Consider the following 19,317-nt stretch of genomic DNA (forward strand, 5'->3'; position numbering starts at 1 on the left):
GTCAGCGCTCGCTGGGTTCGGCCCGGACCACCGGCCGCGGCGTCAGCGCTCGCTGGGTTCGGCCCGGACCACCAGGGTCTGCACGAGGCCGGCCGCGAGCGGCGCCAAGCGGATCTCGACGCGTAGCCGACCGGCCGTCCCCGGCAGCCACCAGCGCAGGTGCGACGGGGCCTGGGACTCCTCGGCCACCGGGTCCGCGTCGAGGTCGGCACCGACGGCCGCCACCGCCTCCGCGACGGCCCGGCGGCGTCGTTCGTACGGCACGTCCATCGCCACGTTCGGCGTGCAGATCGCATCGGCGAGGTCGTCGTCCCAGTGGGCCAGGAGGCGCGTCACGGCAGCCTGCGCCGCCCGCGTCGCGTCGATGGTCGGCCCGGTGCCGGGTGCTCGGTCCGCTAGTGCGCGGCCCGCGGATGCACGGTCCGCCGCGGCGGTCGCGCGGGCGGTCAGCACGAGGTCGAGCGCCCGGTCCGCCGCCGCCGAGACCTTCGCCTGCGTGGCGTTCTCGAAGGCGACGACGCCGAGGCCGTCCCGGACCGACCACCGCATGTGCGCCGAGAACCCCGGGTACCCGCCGGAGTGCGAGACGATCTCGCCGAACGCCGGGTCCTGCTCGACGAAGAGCCCGAAGCCGTACGCCGTCGGGCGACTCGAGGTCGGCACCACCGCTGCGGGCACGACCCGCATCGCCTGCTGCATGAGTCGGCGGTCGGCGGGGGCGACCGGTCCGGGCTCGGGCGCCTCGGTGAACGCCGACGCGAGGTGCCGACCCCAGCGGGCGAGGTCCGTGACCGTCGAGAACAGCCCGCCGATCGACGAGAACGCGCCGGGGCCCGACATCGGCAGCGGCTCCCACGTGCCGACGCCCGCCCCGTCAGCGGCGGGCCGCACGCCCGTGACCACGTGACCGCGGGCGTCGTCGGCGCGGAAGACGGTGTCGCGCAGGCCGAGGGTGCCGAGGACGAGCTCGGTCGCGACCTCGGGGAAGGGACGGCCGGCCACGACGGCGATCGCCCGGCCGAGCAACGCGTACCCGGTGTTCGAGTAGGCGAACCGGGTCCCCGGGACCGAGTCGAACAGGAGCCCCGCGCGCAGGACGTCGTCGAGCTCGGCGTCCGAGATCGACTCCTGCCGGTCGGCCCACGGATCGTCGGTCGGGAAGCCGCCGGCCATGGTGAGGAGCATGCGGAGCGTCGGCACGGGGGAGTCGGCGGTGGGCAGTACGACGTCCGCGAAGGCGGGCACGAAGTCCGTGATCGGGGCGTCCAGCCGGACACGGTCGTCCGCGACGAGGGCGAGCAGGGTGGCCGCCGTCACGCTCTTCGTGCAGGAGGCGATCCGGTACACGGTGTCGGCGTCGGGAGCGACGCCGTCGCCGCGGTCGCCGTGCCCGCCCGAGGCGACGAGCCCGGTGCGGTCGAAGACGCCCCAGACGCTGCTCGGAGCGACGCCGCGTTCGACTCGTTCGCGGAACAGCGCGTCGACGTCCGCGATCACCTGCGGATCGGTGCCGCTCACGACCGGCGCATCCGGTCGTACGCGTCGAGTGCCCGCTGCCGGGTCTCCTTGAGGTCGAGCATGGGCTCCGGACGGTCTTCGTCGGCGGGGACCCAGCGGTGCACGTACTCGCGGTGCGGGTCGAACCGCTCGAGCTGCCGGTCCGGGTTGAACACCCGGAAGTACGGCGCCGCGTCGAACCCGGACCCGGCGACCCACTGCCAGTTCGCCGCGTTGTTGGCGGAGTCGGCGTCGACGAGGGTGTCCCAGAACCACTGCTCGCCCACGCGCCAGTCGACGAGCATGTTCTTCACGAGGAAGCTGGCCGTCGCGAGCCGGACCCGGTTGTGCATCGCACCCGACTGCCAGAGCTCCCGCATGCCCGCGTCGACGAGGTCGAACCCGGTCGTCCCGGTCCGCCAGCGGTCGATCTCGGCGTCGGGGACGTCGAGCCAGGGGAAGGCGTCGAACTCGCGCCGGACGTTCACCGTGGTGATGTCCTCGCAGTGGAAGTACTCGTTCCAGTTGAACTCGCGCCAGGCCAGCTGCCGGAGGAACGCCGAGGCGTTCTTGCGCTGCTCGGGCTCGAGCTGGCCGTGCAGGCGGTGCCAGACCTGGTACGGACTGACCTCGCCCCACCGCAGGTGCGGGGAGAGGTCGCTCGTGGCGGCCATCGCGGGTTCGTCGCGCTGGTCGTAGTCCTCGAGCGCGTGGTGCACGAAGTGTTCGAGCCGCCGGTGCGCGCCCTGCTCGCCGGGTTCCCAGGCGTTCCGGAGGCCGCCAGCCCAGTCCGGGTGCGTCGGCAGCAGGTCCCAGTCGTCGAGATCGTCGCTCGCGACCCGGGGCGCCGCGGGGAGGTCACGCGGCTTGGGCAGCGGGTGGCGGGGCTCGGGCATCGCCTGGGCGGCACGCCAGAACGGCGTGAACACCTTGTACGGCTCGCCCTGCCCGGTGAGGACGGTCCACGGTTCCCAGAGCAGGCTCGCGGCGAAGCTGTGCGCCTCGGTCCCGCCGTCGGTGAGCGTCGACTTGATGCCGGCGTCGAGGTCCCGCTCGGCACGGCCGTACCGGCGGTTCCAGAACACCGCGTCGGCGCCGGTGTCGGACACGAGCGCGTCGACGGCCTCGGCAGCGGGCCCACGGCGCAGGACCAGTCGGGACCCGCGTTCTCGGAGTTCACCGTCGAGCGCGGCGAGCGAGTGGTGCAGCCACCACCGTGCCGCAGCCCCGATCGGGCGGATGCCGGGGGACTGCTCGTCGAGGACGTACGCGACCGTGACGTCGCCGCCGTGGTCGATCGCTGCTCGGAGTGCCGGGTTGTCCGCGAGACGGAGGTCGTCGCGGAGCCAGACCAGGGCGCCGGTCACACCGCTGCCGCGTCGACGTCGGACGCCGCCCGGGTCGCGCCACGTCGGGGTGAGGCTGCACCGGCCGCGGTCCGGAGCTTCGTGCAGAGTTCGGTGAGCGTCCGCAGCTCGGCGTCGTCGAGGCCGGCACCGACCTGGTCGGCGATGGTCTGCGCGTGCTGGACGGCGACGGCGCGGTACACGTCGAAGCCGTGCGCGGTGAGGGCCACGATGACGCCCCGGGCGTCGGTGGGGTCCGGCTGCTTCTCGACGATGCCGCGCGCGGTGAGCCGGTCGACCAGGCGGCTGACGCTCGGCTGCGTCAGGAGCAGGTGGCCGGTCAGTTCGCGCATCCGGCAGCGGCGGCCGGGCTGCGTGGAGAGGTTGAAGCAGACGTCGTACTCGTTGAACGAGATCTCGCCGCCCGGGAAGTCGGCGTTGAGCGCGCGCATCACCGTGACCTGGGCGCGGAAGAGCGCTTCCCAGGCAGCGACGGCGGTCGCCTTCTCGCTGCGGCGTGGCTCGTTCACGGTCGCGCTCCCTCTGGTCGTACGGTCATGCCACACTACCGACGGCCTCGGACACGCGATGCTGCTGACGCGCAGCCGTGTCCCCCGGGACGCAACGAGGGCCGGTCATCACGGGGATGACCGGCCCTCTCCCTTGCACCAAGAGTGTCCTGCAATCACATTCCACAGGCGGTGCCACAGCAAACACCGTCTGCACGCACGACTGTATAACGAACGGGTAACGGCGCGCTACCGGACGCGGCGGTCGTTCGCTGCGAGTTCACCAAGAACGACCGATCAGGATCAGAAGAGGTCCGGCGACGGCGTCGAGGCGTAGCGCACGGCGACGTCCGCGTGGCGGTCGAAGCGGTAGCCGACACCGCGCACGGTGCGGACGATCTCCTCGAAGGCGCCGAGCTTCGAGCGGAGGCGACGGACGTGGACGTCGATCGTGCGCTCGTTCGGGGTCTCGTCCTCGCCGTCCGACCACAGGCCGTCGATGATCGCCGAGCGGTCGACGGTCTGGCCCTCGCGGAGGACGAGGAACTGCAGGAGCTCGAACTCCTTGTACGTCAGGGGAGCGGCTTCGCCGTCGAGCGTGACGCGCTTCCGGGAGATGTCGATGACGACCCCGGTCTCCTCCGGCTCGGGCTTCTCGGCCTGCTTGCGCGCGGCCACGGCGGAGCGGTCCTGCAGGGCGAGCCGGACGACGTCGACGTCACGGCCGCCGGAACCCTCGGCGGCGACGGCCACCGCGGCGTAGGTCTCCGAGGTCGGGACGAGCTGCGCGGTCAGGGCCTTGAGCTGCTCGACGACCGCAGCGAGGGTGGTGCCCGCCGCCGCTGCCTTCGCCTCGTCGATGCCGACGTAGAGGGCGAAGCCGCGTGCCTCGGTGCCCTCGGGCAGGGCGCGGTTGCGCTGCGGGGCGACGACCGGGCTGGTCGGCACGCCGGTGGCGACGGGCGGGGCGACGGGCTCGCGACGCGGACGGATCGGGGTCACGGTGCCGAGGTCGGTCGGCGCGGGTGCGGCGGTGCGGAGGGCGGTGCGGGGCTGAGCGATGGTGAGCGACATGGCGGTTCTCCGGGCGATGTGGCTGCGGTGTCGAGGTGTGCCGCGGCCGTGTCGAATGCGTCGGTCCGGGTACGGCGAGTGCCGTGGGCCCTGCGGTCCTGCTGCGGACCGGGGCCGACCCGGGGGTACGGGGGACAGACCTCGTGACGTGATGCGCGTCGTCGACGTGGTCGTCACCCGGGGATCACGCTCGCGCGACGGGGGTGGTGTCGCGGGGGATCCGGCTGGAACGGGTGCCGATCAGGCACACATTCGACAACGCATGACGGCCGTGGCCGGCATCATCATGCCGGCGGTCCCCTGGGCCTCGGAGAGGACGCGGGTGGACACGGTTGCAGTCATGGGACGAGTATCGGTGGGATACCAACGTCGTGTCAACCGTCCGCACGGACGGTGCGTTCTGCGAACGCACCGTCACGACGGACTGGAGGCGCGGTGCCAGCTGGCACCGCGCCTCCGGTCGGAACGTGGTCGCGTCTACTCGGCGAGTCCGTAGAGGCGGTCGCCCGCGTCGCCGAGGCCTGGAACGATGTAGCCGTTCTCGTCGAGCTTCTCGTCGAGCGCGCCGAGCACGATCGAGACGTTGCGGTCGCCCACGGCGGCCTCGACCGCGGCGAGCCCCTCGGGCGCGCCGAGGATGCAGACGCACGTGACCTCTTCCGCACCGCGGTCGAACAGGAAGTCGATCGCGGCCGCGAGGGTGCCGCCCGTCGCGAGCATCGGGTCGAGGACGAAGCACTGCCGGCCGGAGAGGTCGTCGGGCAGGCGCTCGGCGTAGGTCTGCGGCTCGAGGGTCTCCTCGTTGCGCGCCATGCCGAGGAAGCCGACCTCGGCCGTCGGGACGAGCTTGACCATGCCCTCGAGCATGCCCAGCCCGGCACGCAGGATCGGCACGACGAGCGGGCGCGGCTTCGCGATCGAGACGCCCATGGTGTGTGCCACCGGGGTGTCGATCGGCGTCGCGGTGACCCGGACGTTGCGCGTCGCCTCGTACGCGAGGAGCGTGACGAGCTCCTCGGTGAGGGCGCGGAACGTGGGGGACGGCGTCGTACGGTCGCGGAGCACCGAGAGCTTGTGGGTGATGAGCGGGTGGTCGGCGACGTGGACTCGCATAGGGTCGAGCCTACCGTGCTGCCGACCGCCAGGAGGTTCCGTGGAAGCACCCGCCGCCCGCCCGTTCGTCCCCGCGATGGAACGCGCGCTCGACGAGGCCCGCGCGTGCCTCGCGACCGGGGACGTCCCGGTGGGGGCGGTCGTCCTCGACCGGGACGGCGCGGTGGTCGCCGTGGGACGGAACGAGCGCGAGGCGCGACAGGACCCCACGGCACACGCCGAGGTCCTCGCGCTCCGGGCGGCCGCGGCGGCGATCGGCGACTGGCACCTCGAGGAGCACACCCTGGTGGTGACGCTCGAGCCGTGCCCGATGTGCGCCGGTGCGGTCATGGCGGCCCGGGTGCCGCGGATCGTGTTCGGCGCGTGGGACCCGAAGGCCGGCGCGAGCGGGAGCGTCTACGACGTCGCGCGGGACCGCCGGCTGCCGCACCGGTCCGAGGTGATCGGCGGGGTGCTCGAGGGGGAGTGCGCCGCGCTGCTCGACGCGTTCTTCGCCGAGCGTCGCTGACCTGTGGGCGTCACTTCCAGAGGACCGCGACGAACACGTTGACGATCGCGAGCGCCCCGGCCGAGTGGAAGAACGGCAGGGCGGCCTTCGCCGTCGCGGTGCCGGCGTCCGCTCGCTTCTGACGCGCCCGCGCGACGAGCGCCAGCACGAGTGCGACCGCTGCGATGACGAGCTTCACGCCGAGCTTGACGTGGTTCGCGCCGCCGTCCTGCGTCGCGTCGATGATCCCCATCATCCCGAGGCCCGTGACGAGCTGCACGACGAGGCCGGTGATCGGCCAGGAGGTCTGGAAGCCGCGCTTGCGGCGGACCTGCACCAGGAAGGCACCGATGACGGCAGCGAGACCGAGGAAGTGGAGGACGAGCAGGATGCTGAAGAGCGCCGACATGTGACCATCGTGGATGACCGGCCACGGCGCTCGCCAGCAAGGTTCCCCTTAGTCTGCGGCGCGGATCACGATCGCCTCGGTCGGCGGTCGGGGGCCCGTCCGGAGCACGTCGGGTTCGACGTAGATGACGCGTGCGATCGGCACCGCCTGGCGCACCCGGTGCTCGACCGTGTCGATGCCGGCGGCGACGTCGCCGAGCCGTCGGTCGCCGTCCACCGCGACCTTCACGCCGACCATGAGCTCGTCGGGGCCGAGGTACAGGGTCTTGATGTGGATGATCGAGTCGACCTCGGGACCGTCGAGCACCGCGTGCTTGATGCGCTCGACGTCGGCCGCGGTGGCACCCTCGCCGACGAGGAGGCTCTTCGTCTCGATGCCGAGCACGACCGCCACGGCGATGAGCAGCGCGGCGATGAAGATCGTGCCGATCGCGTCGAACACGCCGTTGCCCGTGATCGCGGTGAGGCCGACGCCGAACAGGGCGAAGACGAGGCCGAGTAGTGCCGCGGTGTCCTCGAGCATCACGACGGGGAGCTCCGGGGCCTTGGCGCGGCGGACGAACTGCACCCAGCTCTGCCGGCCCTTCTGCGGTCGTGCTTCCTTCAGTGCGGTGCGGAGGGAGAAGCCCTCGAGCCCGATCGCGATGACGAGCACCACGAGCGGCAGCCACCAGTTCTCCAGCGGGTGCGGGTGGGTGAGCTTCTCGATGCCCTCGTAGAGGGAGAACACCCCGCCGACCGAGAACAGGATGATCGACACGACGAACGCGTACACGTAGCGCTCACGCCCGTAGCCGAACGGGTGCTCCTCGTCGGCGGCACGCCGGGCACGACGGCCGCCGAGGAGCAGGAGGAGCTGGTTGGCGGAGTCGGCGAGGGAGTGGACGCCCTCGGCCAGCATCGACGCGGAACCGCTGATCGCCGCGGCGATGAACTTCACGATCGCGATCCCGACGTTCGCACCGAGTGCGGCGAGGATCGCCCTCGTGCCTCCAGAAGCGCTCACAGCTGTCCCCTTCTCCCGATCTGTTGGACGATCCTAGGCGAGGGCGCTCGGTAGGGTCTGGGGCATGACAATCGAACTGCCCCGCACCGCCCTGCTCGGCGTCGGCTCCATGTCCGGCGCGGTCCTCGACGGCCTGCTCGCCGCCGGTCTCGACCGGGCCACCGTGACCCTGACGACGAAGTCGGAGCAGTCCGCCGCGGCACACCGGGAGCGCGGCCTGGACGCCACCGCCACCGACACCGATCCCGACGCGAACCGGGCAGCGGTGCGCGGCGCGTCGCTCGTCGTGCTCGGGGTGAAGCCCTACGCGATCGGTGCCCTGCTCGACGAGGTCTCGGCGGACCTCGAGCCGGGGACCGTCGTCGTGAGCGTCGCCGTGGGGACGACGACCGCGAGCATGGAGGCGAAGGTGCCGACCGGTGTCCGGGTCGTCCGAGCGCTCCCGAACACGCCGATCGGCGTCGGGCACGGGGTGACCGGGATCAGCGCCGGTGCCTCCGCGGACGCCGACGCCGTCGCGCTCGCGTCGTCGGTGTTCGACGCGTCCGGTGTCGTGATCGAGGTGCCGGAGTCCCAGCTCGACGCGCTCTCCGCCGTCTCGGGCTCCGGGCCCGCCTACGTCTTCCTCCTCGTGGAGCAGTGGCAGCAGGCCGCCGAGTCGCTCGGGTTCTCCCACGACCAGGCCGAGGCGATGGTGCAGGGCACGCTCCGCGGTGCCGTCGAACTGCTCGCCGCCTCCGGCAAGGAGCCCACCGACCTGCGGAGGGCCGTCACGAGCCCGAAGGGGACCACCGAGCGTGCCGTCGCGGTGCTGCAGGACGCCGATCTGGCGGGGACGTTCGAGCGGGCGTCCCGCGCGGCGATCGCCCGCGCCGAGGAGCTGGCGAAGGGCTAGCGACCAGCGGGCTGGTGTTCCTCGGGCCGCCCCTCGGACGCGACGCCCTCGGCAGCCGGGGACGGCGCGGTCGGTCGGGCACGTCCGGCCCGGACCATCGTCCAGACGACGAGCACCCCGGCGAGCACGGTGAGCACCGACCCACCGATCGTCACCGCGTGGTCGAACGCCACACCCTGGGCGTGGGTCCACGGCGTCGCGGTGAGCGACCCGGTGAACACGGCACCGAGCACCGTGCCGGCGATCGCCACCCCGACGGCCGAGGCCACCTCGGAGGAGGTGTCCACGAGCGCGGCGCCGATCGTCGTGCGGTCCTCCGGCAGCCCGCGCAGGACGTTCGTGCCGGCGACCACCCCCACGACCCGCATGCCCGCGGCGACGAGCACGAGCGCCAGGGCGATCCACCCGTAGCCGAGCGGCCCGAGCACCGTGTACACCGCGAGCCCGACGACCACGGCGGCCGCGCTCGACCAGGCGGCGTGCCCGAGGCCGACGCGCCGGACGAAGGGTCCGACGAAGGCGCTCCCGGCCACGAGCACGGCGACCTGCGGGAGCATGCCGATCGCGGCGAGGGCCGGCGGCCACCCCCAGGCGAGCTGCAGGTGCAGCGTCACCAGGTAGCCGAGGCCCGCGACCGCGAGGCCCGTAGCCGCCTTGTAGGCGAGGCCGCTCGAGACCAGCGGCCGGGCGACGAGCGCGAGGTCGAGCAGCGGGTGCTCGACGCGGCGCTGTCGCACGGCGAACCAGACGCCGCCGCCGATCGCGCCGGCCGTGGCCGTCCAGGCCGTCCAGTCGTCGAGCCCGCCGTCGGCGAACCGCGTCGGCGCGACGAGGGCGAGGACGATCGTCACGGTCCCCAGTGCCGCTCCGGTCCAGTCCACGGGAGCCCGGTGCAGCCCCGCCGGATCGTCCGCGGTGACGCCGACGCGGATCCCCACGAACGCGAGTCCGGCGATCGGGACGTTGACGAGCAGGAGCACCTGCCAGGGCGCGACGGCGAGGACGAGTCCGCCCACCGTCGGTCCCACCGCGAGCCCGACGAGCCCGACGGTGGAGATCACCGTGATCGCCCGGACCCGCCGCTCGTCGTCGTCGAAGAGCCGGAACGCGAGGGCCATCGACCCGGGGGTGGTCATCGCCGCCGCGATCCCGGTGGCGACCCGGACGGCGATCAGCTGGTCGGCGGTGGTGACGAACGCGGTCGCGAGGCTCGCCAGCCCGAGGAGCACGAGCCCTACGAGCATCACCTGGCGTCGGCCGTACCGGTCCGCGACGGCACCCGCAGCGAGCATGAGCCCGCCGAACACCACCGAGTACGCCGTCGTCACCCACTGCAGCCCGGTCGCGCCGACCTGCAGCTCACGACCGATCGTGGGGAGCGCGACGTTCAGGACGGAGTTGTCGAGCATCTCGAACAGGAAGACCGCGGCGAGCCCGGCGAGGGCGACACGCGATCCGCGCAGGGATCGGGGAGAGTGGGGGGACCGGACGGCGTTCATGCGTCTAGGTTAAGTCAGTAAACTGAGTGAGTCAAGCAGCGAGGAGTCCGCATGCCCAGGAGCGCGCCCCGCGGCGGGCCGGAGACCCGTGCGCGGATCGCCGAGACCGCGTCCGGGATGTTCGCCGAGCACGGCTTCGACGGCGTCACCGTCGCGCAGGTCGCGAAGGCCGCCGGGGTCTCGAGCGTCACGGTCTTCAAGCACTTCCCGCGCAAGGAGGACCTGTTCCTCGACCGCTCCGCCGAGACGGTCGCGCTGTTCGTCGCAGCCGTCGAGGACGTTCCACGTGACGAGGCGCTCGACGCGCTCGAGGCGCTCGCACTGCGCCTGGTCGACGAGCGCGCGCCGGTCTCCGGGCTGGCGCCCGGCGCACACGCGTTCTTCCGGACGATCGCCGACTCGTCCGCCCTGCAGTCGCGCGCGCTCGAGCTCGTGGCGGGGGCGCAGCGCGCGCTCGGGGACGCCGTCGGCGACCGACTCCTCGCAGCGCTCTTCGTCGCCGGCTACGCCACGGTCTTCGTCGGGACGGCACGTGCCGTCCTCGCGGGGGAGGACGACGACACCGTCGTCACGGCGCACCGCGCCGGGCTGGAACGGCTCTTCCGCGCACTCCGGGACGGCGTCGCGTCCGCGACGTGACCGGCTGACGGACTGGAGGGACGGTGCGGGCCCGCCCCGCGCCTCCTGTCCGTCCCGTCCTCACTCCAGGGCGGCGAACCGTTCCAGCGCGCTCTCGGTCCCCGAGACGATGATGACGTCGTTCTGGCCGATCACGCTCTCCGGCGTCGCCGGGACGAAGGCCTCGCCGGGGGTCTTGATGCCGAGCACGGTGAGGCCGAAGCGCGTGCGGATCACCGTGGTCGCCAGGTCCTTGCCGCGGACCGACGCCGGCGGGAACATCTTGACCACGGCGAAGTCGTCGTCGAACTCGATGAAGTCGAGCATCCGGCCGGACACCAGGTGCGCGGTGCGCTCGCCGGCCTCGCGCTCGGGGTAGACGACGTGGTTCGCGCCGATGCGGGACAGGATCGTGCCGTGCGACCGGCTGATCGCCTTCGCCCAGATCTGCGGGATGCCGAGGTCGACGAGGTTCGCGGTGATGAGCACGCTCGACTCGAGGTCGCTGCCGGTCCCGACGACGGCGATCGGGAAGTCCTGCGCACCGATCTGCCGCAGGGCGTCGATGTCGGTCGCGTCCGCCTGCACCGCGTGCGTGACGCGGTCCGACCACTTCTGCACGAGGCCGGCGTCGGTGTCGACGACGAGGACCTCGCGGTCCTGCCGCTCGAGCTGCCCGGCGGTGGCGGCGCCGAACCGTCCGAGGCCGATGACGAGCACCGGAGCGTCGTGGCTGACGGCACCGAGCGGGTGCGGACGGTTGCGGTCAGCCAACGATCGGCCTCTCCTCGGGACGGCGGAACAGTTGCCGGCTCTGGCTGGCGGCCAGTGCAGCGGCGATGGTCACTGTACCGACACGGCCCAGGAACATCGTCGCCGCGAGCACGTACTTGCCGGACTCGGGCAGGTTCGCGGACACCCCGGAGGACAGCCCGCACGTCGCGAACGCCGAGATGACCTCGAACAGCACGCGGTCGAGGGACTCGTGGGTGATCTGCAGGAGCACGACGGTCGCGACGGCCACGATGGTGGCGCCCCAGAGCACGACCGCCACGGCCACGCGCAGGACGTCGCTCGGGATGCGCCGACCGAACGCCTCCATGCTCTGGCGCCCGCGGGCCTCGGCGACGGCGGCGAGGAACAGGACCGCGAGCGTCGTGACCTTGATGCCGCCGGCGGTCGAGGCCGAGCCGCCGCCGATGAACATGAGCATGTCCGTGACGAGCAGGCTCGATCCGTTCAGCTGGTCGAAGTCGACGAGGGAGAAGCCGCCGGACCGGGTCATCGTGGAGAGGAAGAGGGCCTGGAACGCGGTGCGGCCAGCGCCCTCCTCGCCGAAGGTGGTCGGGTTCGATGCCTCGAGCGCGATGTACACCGCGGCGCCGCCGACGAGCAGGACCGCGCTCGTCGCGAGCGTGAGCTTCACGTGGATCGGCCAGCGGCGCGGCGTGCGGAGCTGCTTCGTCAGGGCACGGATCACCGGGAAGCCGATCGAGCCCGCGACCACGCCGACCATGAGGAGCGAGAGGAACCAGTAGTCGTGCGCGAACGGGGTGAGTCCGCTGGCGTTCGGCGCGAAGCCGGTGTTCGTGAACGCCATCGCCGCGTAGTAGAAGGAGTCCCCGACCGCCGTCCAGAAGGGCATCCCGGCGATGAGCACGGACGGCAGCAGGAGGAGCCCGAGGACGATCTCGATCGACAGGGTGCTCACCGCGACCGTCGCGAGCAGGGTGCCGACCTCGCCGAGACGGACCGCCTGGCCCTCGGGCACGGCGCCGTGGTGGGTCCGCAGGGGGTTCGAGTCGCCGGCCGCCATGAGCTTCGCGCGGAGGCCGAGCTTCCGGGTGACGAAGAGGCCGAGGATCGAGGCGAACGTCAGGACGCCCACGGCCCCGATCTGCGTGCCGATCACCACGAGGGTCTTGCCGAACACCGACCAGTGCGTCGCCATGTCCACGGTGGCGAGCCCGGTGACGCAGACCACCGACGCCGCGGTGAAGAGTGCGTCCGCGAAGTGCGTCGAGCGTCCGTCCGCCGCGGCCCACGGCGTCATGAACAGGCTCGTGAAGACGAAGATCAGCGCCACGAAGACGACGATCGCCAAGCGGGACGGCGACGAGCGGAGGGCGGTGCCGAGACGGGACGGCCGTCGACGGGTCGCTCCCGCCGAGCGGGACGGCGGCTCGTGTCGGTCGAGCATCGTATGCCTCCGTGGACATGGGCGGGACGGTTCGTCATGGTACATCCGTGACGCCCCGGCTAGCCTTGCCCCATGGCCGACATCTTCAGCGTCGTGGCGGACCCCACCAGGCGTGAACTGCTCGGGACGCTCCTGTCCGCGTACGGCTCGGACGTCACCGGCGGCGAGCTCAGCGTCGGCCAGCTCGTGGAACGCCTCGGCGTCAGCCAGCCGACCGTGTCGAAGCACCTGCGCGTGCTCCGCGACATCGGCCTCGTGACGAGCCGCGAAGAGGGGCAGCACCGCTACTACCGCCTCGACCCGGAGCCGCTCGTCGGCATCGAGGAGTGGGTCCTCCCGTTCACCGGCGCGGTGGACGCCGACGGCACCCCGGCCACGACGGCATGGACGCTCGACGGGCAACCGGTCTCGGTCCGACGCTCCGGCACGGCGGGCAAGGCCACGGTCGAGGTCGGCACCGAGCTCGGCCGCGTGATGGCCGAGGCGTCCTACCGCGCGACCGCGGCGCTGTCCGGCGCGCAGCAGGGCTGGGAACGGGTCGTCGACCGCAGCCGGAAGCGCTTCACGCGTCGTGGCGACGAGGACTGAACGGGACCTGGACACCGGGTCGCACCGGCCCCTACAGTTGCCAGTGACCACACAGGTCACACCGATTTCCCGAAGGCGGACCATGACCGGCAGTTTCGACGACGTGCGCTTCCTCACCGTCGCTGAGGTCGCCGAGATGATGCGCGTCTCCAAGATGACCGTCTACCGCATGGTCCACGCGGGGGAACTCCCCGCCATCCGCTTCGGCCGGTCCTTCCGCGTCCCGGAGTCCGCCGTCGCGGACGTCCTGCGCGGTGGCATCGCCGACGTCGGCTAGGCGGGTCCGAACCGGCCCGTTCGACATCGCGTCAGGCCTCCGCTAGACTCGGCGGGGTTGTTTTTCCGCGGTCTCGTTGGCCCGGTGTCCACACAACATCAGTCCGAGTGAGGTCCGTATGGGTTCTGTCATCAAGAAGCGTCGCAAGCGCATGGCGAAGAAGAAGCACCGCAAGCTGCTTCGCAAGACGCGCCACCAGCGTCGCAACAAGAAGTAGGCCCCGAGCCTGCAGCGTCACGCCCCGGTTCGCCGGGGCTTTCGCGTTTCCGGGGGCGGATATGGTGGTCCCATGCCCGCCGTGACCCTGCTGACCAAGCCCGGCTGCCACCTCTGCGACGACGCCCGTCCGGTCGTCGAACGCGTCGTGGCCGAACACCCGGGGACGACCCTGCAGGAGCTGTCCATCCTCGACGACGACGCCCTCCGCCTGGAGTACGCGGAGGACATCCCGGTCGTCCTGGTCGACGGGCGTGTCCACAGCAACTGGCACGTCGACGCCGACCGGCTCCACCGTGCCCTCGAGAAGGCCGAGGCCCGCGCATGATCCACCACGTCGTCTCCTGGACCCTGCGCGAGGACCTCGACCGCGCACAGTCCGTCGAGCGGATCCGCGAGCTCCTCGTCGGGCTGATCGGCACCGTCGGCTCGATCCGTTCCCTGCAGGTCGTCGAGAACGTCGCCTACCCGGGGAAGAACCAGGACGTCGCCGTCGTGGCGACCTTCGACGACCTCGCCGGCCTCGACGAGTACCAGGTGCACCCGCAGCACCAGGCCGCGGCAGCGGAGATCCGTGGCCTGGTCACGGGGCGGGCGGCCATCGACTGGGAGAGCTGAGCCGCGCCTCCAGGCCCGCGCCGCGCGCGCCGCGCTCGCTTCGTGAGCAGAAATGGTCGCCTCCCGACTCGGGAAGCGACCATTTCTGCACACGAAGGCCGGCGGCCGTGCCGCGGACTACGGGGTGAGGCGCGTCGGGCCGCGGAACAGGTACGTGACCTCGCGGATGGACGGCTCGTGCAGCGCGAGCATGAGCACGCGCGCCAGGCCCATGCCGAACCCACCGTGCGGCGGCACGCCGTAGCGGAAGAAGTCGAGGTACCAGCCGAGCTCCTCGGGGTCGAGGCCCTTCTCGACGGCCTGCGCCGTCAGGGTGTCGACACGGTGCTCGCGCTGTGCACCCGTCGAGATCTCGGCACCGTTGAACAGCAGGTCGTAGCTGTTCGTGAGCGTCGGGTCGTCGGCGTGACGCATGTGGTAGTACGGGCGGATCGACGCGTCGTAGTCGGTGACGAAGACGAACTCCGAACCATGCGTCTCCTTCGCCCAGGCGCTCACGCGGCGCTCGCCCTCGGGATCGAGGTCACCGTCGGCGCGGACGACCTCGTAGCCGCTGTCGGCGACGATCTTCCGGGCCTCGGCCAGGGTCACGCGGGGGAAGGGTGCGGTCGGGACGACGAAGTCGAAGCCGAAGACCGCTTCGATCTCGGTGCCGTACTTCTCCTTGACGGCGGTGAAGCCGGCGACGAGGAGCTCCTCGTGCATGGCCATGACGTCCTCGTGCGACTCGACCCACGAGATCTCGGCGTCGACGCTCGTGAACTCGGTCGCGTGGCGGCTCGTGAACGACGGGTCCGCACGGAAGGCGTCGGCGATCTCGAAGACCGCGCCGAAGCCGGCCGGCTGCGCCATCTGCTTGAAGTTCTGCGGCGACTGCGCGAGGTACGCCGTCGTCTCGAAGTACTCGAGCTGGAAGAGCTCGGCACGCGACTCGGACGCCGAGGCCATCAGCTTCGGGGTGTGGATCTCGATGTAGTCGCGCTCGACCCAGTACGTGCGGAACGCGTGCTCCATCGTCGTCTGGATGCGGAAGATGAGGTTCTGCTTGCGGTTGCGCAGGTCGAGGAAGCGCCAGTCGAGGCGCTTGTCGAGCGAGGAGTCGTCCGCGATCGGCGTCTCCGGGACGGCGGCGCTGATGACGGTCAGGTCGCCGACCTTGACCTCGAGCCCGCCGAGCTTGACGCGCTCGTCGTGCTTCAGGGTGCCCTGCACGTGCACGAAGGTGCCGTGCGCGAGGCCGGAGATCGCCTCGGTCGTCGCGAGTGCAGCAGCGGAGGCGTCGTCGCCCTCGACCGCTTCGCGCGTGGCGGGGTTGACGAGCTGTGCGGCGCCGGACTCGTCACGGAGGACGACGAACTGCACCTTCTTCTGGTCTCGGACGGTCTCCACCCATCCGGCGACGGAGACGGGGCCGTCGGGGCGTGCGGCGAGGTCGGCGATGCGGGTGCGTTCGATCACGGTGGTCGAGTCTACCGGTTGCGCCTCGGGCGCCGTCGTCGGGTGCGTTCGTTCCTCCACAGGTCGGCTGGCGTCCGGCATCGTCCACAGGGTGGGCCCGGAGGCGCGGGCCGGGTCCGATGTCTCCGGAGCGTTCCCGACGTGGCCGGGTCGCGAGCTGGAGGGAGGCCCCGCACGACGGCAGGGGTCGAGGGGCTCGCGGCCCGGCCGCCCGCGGCGGGGGAGCTGTCACGGGAGTGAAGCGCGCAGGGTGCCGAGTGTCCCGATGAACTCCTCGGCCATGCCCGCCCGCTCGACGAGCTTCGCGTGCCGCGCCCGCGCGTCCACGAGGAACTCGTCGAGCCGTGCGGCCAGCGCTGGCGCGTTCCCGGGGTCCTTCGCGGCCAGACCGTCGACGACCCGGAGCAGCTCGGCCATCTCGTCCAGCGTGAACCCGAGCGGCTTCATCCGCCGGATCACGAGCAGCCGTTCGAGGTCCTGTTCCGTGTAGACCCGGAACCCGCCGGTCGTCCGTCCGCTCGGCACGAGCAGCCCGACCTCGTCGTAGTGCCGGATCGTGCGGAGGGACATCCCGGCGCGGTCGGCCAGTTCGCCGATGTGCATCGTGGTGCTCACGGGGACGACTCTACCCTCACGTGAGGGTAGAGTTCAGGGCGATGTCCGTGACCACCCACGCTCCCACCGCTCCGAGCGTCCTCAGCGCCCTGCGTTCGCCCCGCCTCCTCACGCGCGAGGTCCTCGCCGGGATCGTCACCGCGCTCGCCCTCATCCCTGAGGCGATCTCCTTCTCGGTCGTCGCCGGCGTGGACCCGGCGGTGGGGCTCTTCTCGAGCGTCGTCATCGCCGTCGTGATCTCGATCGTGGGCGGCCGTCCGGCGATGATCTCCGCCGCTGCCGGGTCCGTGGCGCTCGTGATCGCCCCGCTCGTGCGCGACCACGGGATCGCGTACCTCGTCCCGACGATCGTCCTCGGCGGCCTCATCCAGATCGTGCTCGGCTTCCTCGGGGTCGCCCGGCTCATGCGGTTCATCCCGCGCAGCGTGAACGTCGCGTTCGTGAACGCCCTCGCCATCCTGATCTTCACCGCGCAGCTGCCGAACCTGTTCGGGCCGGACGTGCCGGCGGTGGTCTGGGCGCTCACGGCGCTCGGCGTCGCCGTCATCATCGGGTTCCCGTTCGTCACGAAGGCGGTCCCGGCACCGCTCGTCGCCGTCGTCGTGATCACCGCGATCACGATCCTGTTCGGCGTCGCCGTGCCCACGGTCGGCGACGAGGGTGCGCTGCCGAGCGCGCTGCCCGGGTTCAGCGGCATCACCACGCCGTTCTCGCTGGACACGCTGCAGACCATCGCGCCGTACGCGTTCGGCGTCGCGATCGTCGGGCTCATCGAGACGCTCCTCACCGCGCAGCTCGTCGACTCGATCACCGAGACCGGTTCGAGCAAGTGGCGGGAGTCGTGGGGCCAGGGCATCGCGAACGTCGCGTCGGCCTTCTTCGGCGGCACCGGTGGCTGCGCGATGATCGGCCAGACCGTCATCAACGTGAAGACGGCCGGGGCCCGGACGCGCATCTCCACGTTCGCCGCCGGAGCGTCGGTGCTCGTGCTGACGATCGTCCTGCACGACCTCGTGGCCGAGATCCCGATGGCCGCGCTCACCGCCGTGATGATCATGGTCTGCGTCGCCACCTTCGACTGGCACAGCATCCGCCCCCGCACGCTCCGGCGGATGCCCCTCGGCGAGACGGCGGTGATGGTGATCACGGTCGTGGTCGTCGTCGCCACGGACAACCTCGCGACCGGTGTGCTCGTCGGGGTGGTCGTCGCCGCGCTCGTCTTCGCCCGCCGAGCAGCCCACGTGGTGACCGTCGCGCGTGAGGTCGTCGACGAGCACACGGTCCGCTACCGGGTCCGCGGGGCGCTGTTCTTCGCCTCGTCGAACGACCTCGTCACCCGCTTCTCCTACGCCGAGGACCCCGAGCACGTCGTCATCGACATGTCCGACGCGCACGTGTTCGACGCCAGCACGGTCGCGGCGCTCGACGGGGTCGAGCAGCGCTTCGCCAAGCACGGGTCGACGGTCGAGGTGGTGCACCTCAACACCGGGTCCACGGCGCTCCACGGGCGGCTCTCCGGCGAACTGGGCTGAGTGGTTCCGCATCCGGTGAATCCCCTGTGCGGGCGGTGGGAACCCCTGAGCGACCTACACTGGAACCCATGCCCGCGTCCCGAATCCACCTCGTCCGTCACGGCGAGGTGCACAACCCGGACCGTGTCCTCTACGGGCGGCTCCCCGGCTTCGGGTTGAGCGACCTCGGCAAGCAGATGGCCCTCGCCTCCGCGACCGCGTGGAAGGACGCCGGCATCGACGTCCGGCGGATCGTGGCCTCGCCGTTGCAGCGCACGCAGGAGTCCGCGGCGCCCTGGTCCGAGGCCTTCGGGCTCGAGGTCGCCCTCGACGAGCGGCTCATCGAGCCGACCAACCGGTACGAGGGGCAGCCCCCGGGCTTCACCAAGCGTTCGCTCGGACGCCCGGCCGAGTGGCCCTGGATCGCGAACCCGTTCCGGCCGAGCTGGGGCGAGGCGTACGAGTCCATCGCGAACCGGATGCTCGCGGCGATCGCCACGGCGTGGGAGAGCGTCGACGACGGTGACGTCGTCCTCGTCAGCCACCAGCTGCCGATCTGGATGGTGCACCGCCGTCTCGCCGGCGAGCAGCTCTGGCACGACCCGCGCAAGCGACGCTGCGACCTCTCCAGCATCACCACCGTCGAGCGTGTACCCGCCACCTCGTCCGGTCGGTTCACCGAAGTCGGGTACGCGGACCCGGCGCAGGCCCTGCGCGCGACCGCCATCGACGAAGGAGCAGTGTGATCACCAGCAGGAGCAAGCGGTTCGCGGTGCTCGCGGCGACGGCGGTGACCGCCGCCCTCGTCCTGACGGGGTGCTCGTCCGACAACGACTCGCTGTCGAAGCAGTACGGCAGCGGCACGACCCAGAACTACATCTCCGGTGACGGCGCCGTGACCGAGGTCGCCGCCGACAAGCGCACCGACGCGGTCGACTTCGAGGCGAAGGACATCGACGGCGAGACCCTGTCGTCGAAGGAGCTCAAGGGCAAGGTCGTCGTCCTCAACTTCTGGTACGCCGGCTGCCCGCCGTGCCGTGCCGAGGCGAAGTACCTCAACACGGTCCACGACCAGTTCGCCGACGACGACGTCCAGTTCATCGGCGTCAACGTCCGTGACGAGCAGGCCACCGCCGAGGCGTTCGAGCGCACCTTCAAGGTCGACTACCCGACGGTGCTCGACCAGAAGACCGGCGCGATGCAGCTCGCGCTCTCCGGGCAGATCGCCCCGAACGCCGTGCCCGCCACGATCGTGCTCGACAAGCAGGGCCGCGTCGCCGCCCGCGTCCTCGGTGCGGTCGACGGCCCGGGCATCCTGAACACACTCGTCTCCGACGAGTTGTCGGGCAAGGCTTCCTGACCCGTGTCCAGCAACCCCTTCG

Annotated in this window: 23 protein-coding genes; 11 read left to right on the forward strand and 12 right to left on the reverse strand. The window is 71.6% G+C overall.

Features of this window, described 5'->3' with window-relative positions:
* Positions 1-42: 42 nt before the first annotated feature.
* From JSX79_RS11515 to upp, 5 genes are all read right to left on the reverse strand, one after another.
* The gene (locus JSX79_RS11515; RefSeq protein ID WP_229086348.1) at positions 43-1,518 is read right to left on the reverse strand and encodes a serine hydrolase; all 1,476 of its coding nucleotides are present in this window, start codon (positions 1,516-1,518) and stop codon (positions 43-45) included.
* On the reverse strand, positions 1,515-2,864 hold the full coding sequence (locus JSX79_RS11520) for a deoxyribodipyrimidine photo-lyase (protein ID WP_229086349.1): 1,350 nt from the start codon (positions 2,862-2,864) through the stop codon (positions 1,515-1,517). The genes JSX79_RS11515 and JSX79_RS11520 overlap by 4 nt, the downstream gene beginning before the upstream one ends.
* The gene (locus tag JSX79_RS11525; RefSeq protein WP_229086351.1) at positions 2,861-3,373 is read right to left on the reverse strand and encodes a MarR family winged helix-turn-helix transcriptional regulator; all 513 of its coding nucleotides are present in this window, start codon (positions 3,371-3,373) and stop codon (positions 2,861-2,863) included. The genes JSX79_RS11520 and JSX79_RS11525 overlap by 4 nt, the downstream gene beginning before the upstream one ends.
* A 282-nt stretch (positions 3,374-3,655) precedes the next feature.
* Complete coding sequence (locus JSX79_RS11530; RefSeq protein WP_070418345.1) at positions 3,656-4,426, reverse strand: winged helix-turn-helix domain-containing protein; 771 nt, start codon at positions 4,424-4,426, stop codon at positions 3,656-3,658.
* Positions 4,427-4,903: 477 nt separating this feature from the next.
* Positions 4,904-5,539, reverse strand: coding sequence for a uracil phosphoribosyltransferase (gene upp, locus JSX79_RS11535; protein ID WP_070418346.1), 636 nt, complete (start codon positions 5,537-5,539; stop codon positions 4,904-4,906).
* A gap of 76 nt (positions 5,540-5,615) precedes the next feature.
* Between upp and JSX79_RS11540 the strand changes: the two genes are divergently transcribed.
* Positions 5,616-6,047 carry a nucleoside deaminase gene (locus JSX79_RS11540; RefSeq protein ID WP_229086398.1) on the forward strand — a complete coding sequence of 144 codons (432 nt, stop codon included), beginning with the start codon at positions 5,616-5,618 and terminating at the stop codon, positions 6,045-6,047.
* 10 nt (positions 6,048-6,057) lie between these two features.
* Here JSX79_RS11540 and JSX79_RS11545 read toward each other — a convergent pair whose 3' ends face one another.
* Both JSX79_RS11545 and JSX79_RS11550 read right to left on the reverse strand, forming a co-directional pair.
* Positions 6,058-6,435 (reverse strand): hypothetical protein, encoded by a 378-nt coding sequence (locus tag JSX79_RS11545; RefSeq protein WP_229086353.1) that lies wholly within the window; start codon positions 6,433-6,435, stop codon positions 6,058-6,060.
* Between the two features lie 48 nt (positions 6,436-6,483).
* The gene (locus JSX79_RS11550; RefSeq protein WP_229086354.1) at positions 6,484-7,440 is read right to left on the reverse strand and encodes a cation diffusion facilitator family transporter; all 957 of its coding nucleotides are present in this window, start codon (positions 7,438-7,440) and stop codon (positions 6,484-6,486) included.
* A gap of 64 nt (positions 7,441-7,504) precedes the next feature.
* On the opposite strand from JSX79_RS11550, the gene proC reads away from it, so the two are divergent.
* Positions 7,505-8,335 carry a pyrroline-5-carboxylate reductase gene (gene proC / locus JSX79_RS11555; protein ID WP_229086355.1) on the forward strand — a complete coding sequence of 277 codons (831 nt, stop codon included), beginning with the start codon at positions 7,505-7,507 and terminating at the stop codon, positions 8,333-8,335.
* On the opposite strand, the gene JSX79_RS11560 is transcribed toward proC, so the two are convergent.
* The gene (locus JSX79_RS11560) at positions 8,332-9,834 is read right to left on the reverse strand and encodes an MFS transporter (RefSeq protein WP_229086358.1); all 1,503 of its coding nucleotides are present in this window, start codon (positions 9,832-9,834) and stop codon (positions 8,332-8,334) included. The two genes, proC and JSX79_RS11560, sit on opposite strands and share 4 nt — an antisense overlap.
* 51 nt (positions 9,835-9,885) lie before the next feature.
* Between JSX79_RS11560 and JSX79_RS11565 the strand changes: the two genes are divergently transcribed.
* On the forward strand, positions 9,886-10,473 hold the full coding sequence (locus JSX79_RS11565) for a TetR/AcrR family transcriptional regulator (RefSeq protein ID WP_092386325.1): 588 nt from the start codon (positions 9,886-9,888) through the stop codon (positions 10,471-10,473).
* 60 nt (positions 10,474-10,533) lie between these two features.
* Here the strand turns inward: JSX79_RS11565 and JSX79_RS11570 are convergent, their stop codons facing one another.
* Together JSX79_RS11570 and JSX79_RS11575 are read right to left on the reverse strand one after the other, a co-directional pair.
* Complete coding sequence (locus JSX79_RS11570; protein ID WP_175473676.1) at positions 10,534-11,226, reverse strand: TrkA family potassium uptake protein; 693 nt, start codon at positions 11,224-11,226, stop codon at positions 10,534-10,536.
* A complete protein-coding gene (locus JSX79_RS11575; protein ID WP_071302595.1) occupies positions 11,219-12,652 on the reverse strand; it encodes a TrkH family potassium uptake protein in 1,434 nt (477 codons plus the stop codon). The genes JSX79_RS11570 and JSX79_RS11575 overlap by 8 nt, the downstream gene beginning before the upstream one ends.
* Positions 12,653-12,724: 72 nt before the next feature.
* Between JSX79_RS11575 and JSX79_RS11580 the strand changes: the two genes are divergently transcribed.
* The 5 genes from JSX79_RS11580 (at position 12,725) to JSX79_RS11600 (ending at position 14,351) form a co-directional block, all read left to right on the forward strand.
* On the forward strand, positions 12,725-13,240 hold the full coding sequence (locus tag JSX79_RS11580; RefSeq protein ID WP_070418353.1) for a helix-turn-helix transcriptional regulator: 516 nt from the start codon (positions 12,725-12,727) through the stop codon (positions 13,238-13,240).
* An 82-nt stretch (positions 13,241-13,322) separates the two neighbouring features.
* Complete coding sequence (locus JSX79_RS11585; RefSeq protein ID WP_022902482.1) at positions 13,323-13,517, forward strand: helix-turn-helix domain-containing protein; 195 nt, start codon at positions 13,323-13,325, stop codon at positions 13,515-13,517.
* A 118-nt stretch (positions 13,518-13,635) separates the two neighbouring features.
* The gene (locus JSX79_RS11590) at positions 13,636-13,734 is read left to right on the forward strand and encodes a 30S ribosomal protein bS22 (protein ID WP_003792170.1); all 99 of its coding nucleotides are present in this window, start codon (positions 13,636-13,638) and stop codon (positions 13,732-13,734) included.
* A gap of 72 nt (positions 13,735-13,806) precedes the next feature.
* Entirely contained in the window at positions 13,807-14,061 is a 255-nt protein-coding gene (locus JSX79_RS11595) for a glutaredoxin family protein (RefSeq protein ID WP_071296698.1), read from the forward strand.
* A complete protein-coding gene (locus JSX79_RS11600) occupies positions 14,058-14,351 on the forward strand; it encodes a Dabb family protein (protein ID WP_229086360.1) in 294 nt (97 codons plus the stop codon). Before JSX79_RS11595 ends, JSX79_RS11600 begins: the two co-directional genes overlap by 4 nt.
* A gap of 117 nt (positions 14,352-14,468) precedes the next feature.
* Here the strand turns inward: JSX79_RS11600 and aspS are convergent, their stop codons facing one another.
* Together aspS and JSX79_RS11610 are read right to left on the reverse strand one after the other, a co-directional pair.
* Positions 14,469-15,809 (reverse strand): aspartate--tRNA(Asn) ligase, encoded by a 1,341-nt coding sequence (gene aspS / locus JSX79_RS11605; RefSeq protein WP_229086370.1) that lies wholly within the window; start codon positions 15,807-15,809, stop codon positions 14,469-14,471.
* 228 nt (positions 15,810-16,037) lie between these two features.
* Entirely contained in the window at positions 16,038-16,412 is a 375-nt protein-coding gene (locus JSX79_RS11610) for a MerR family transcriptional regulator (RefSeq protein ID WP_229086400.1), read from the reverse strand.
* Positions 16,413-16,465: 53 nt separating this feature from the next.
* On the opposite strand from JSX79_RS11610, the gene JSX79_RS11615 reads away from it, so the two are divergent.
* The 3 genes from JSX79_RS11615 to JSX79_RS11625 all read left to right on the forward strand — a co-directional run bounded on the left by JSX79_RS11615 (position 16,466) and on the right by JSX79_RS11625 (position 19,295).
* Entirely contained in the window at positions 16,466-17,956 is a 1,491-nt protein-coding gene (locus JSX79_RS11615; RefSeq protein WP_071296701.1) for a SulP family inorganic anion transporter, read from the forward strand.
* Positions 17,957-18,024: 68 nt separating this feature from the next.
* Positions 18,025-18,681 carry a histidine phosphatase family protein gene (locus JSX79_RS11620; RefSeq protein ID WP_229086372.1) on the forward strand — a complete coding sequence of 219 codons (657 nt, stop codon included), beginning with the start codon at positions 18,025-18,027 and terminating at the stop codon, positions 18,679-18,681.
* On the forward strand, positions 18,678-19,295 hold the full coding sequence (locus JSX79_RS11625) for a TlpA disulfide reductase family protein (protein WP_083403531.1): 618 nt from the start codon (positions 18,678-18,680) through the stop codon (positions 19,293-19,295). The genes JSX79_RS11620 and JSX79_RS11625 overlap by 4 nt, the downstream gene beginning before the upstream one ends.
* Positions 19,296-19,317: the final 22 nt, after the last annotated feature.

It is taken from the genome of Curtobacterium sp. GD1 (genome assembly GCF_020882855.1).
Classification (GTDB): Bacteria; Actinomycetota; Actinomycetes; order Actinomycetales; family Microbacteriaceae; genus Curtobacterium.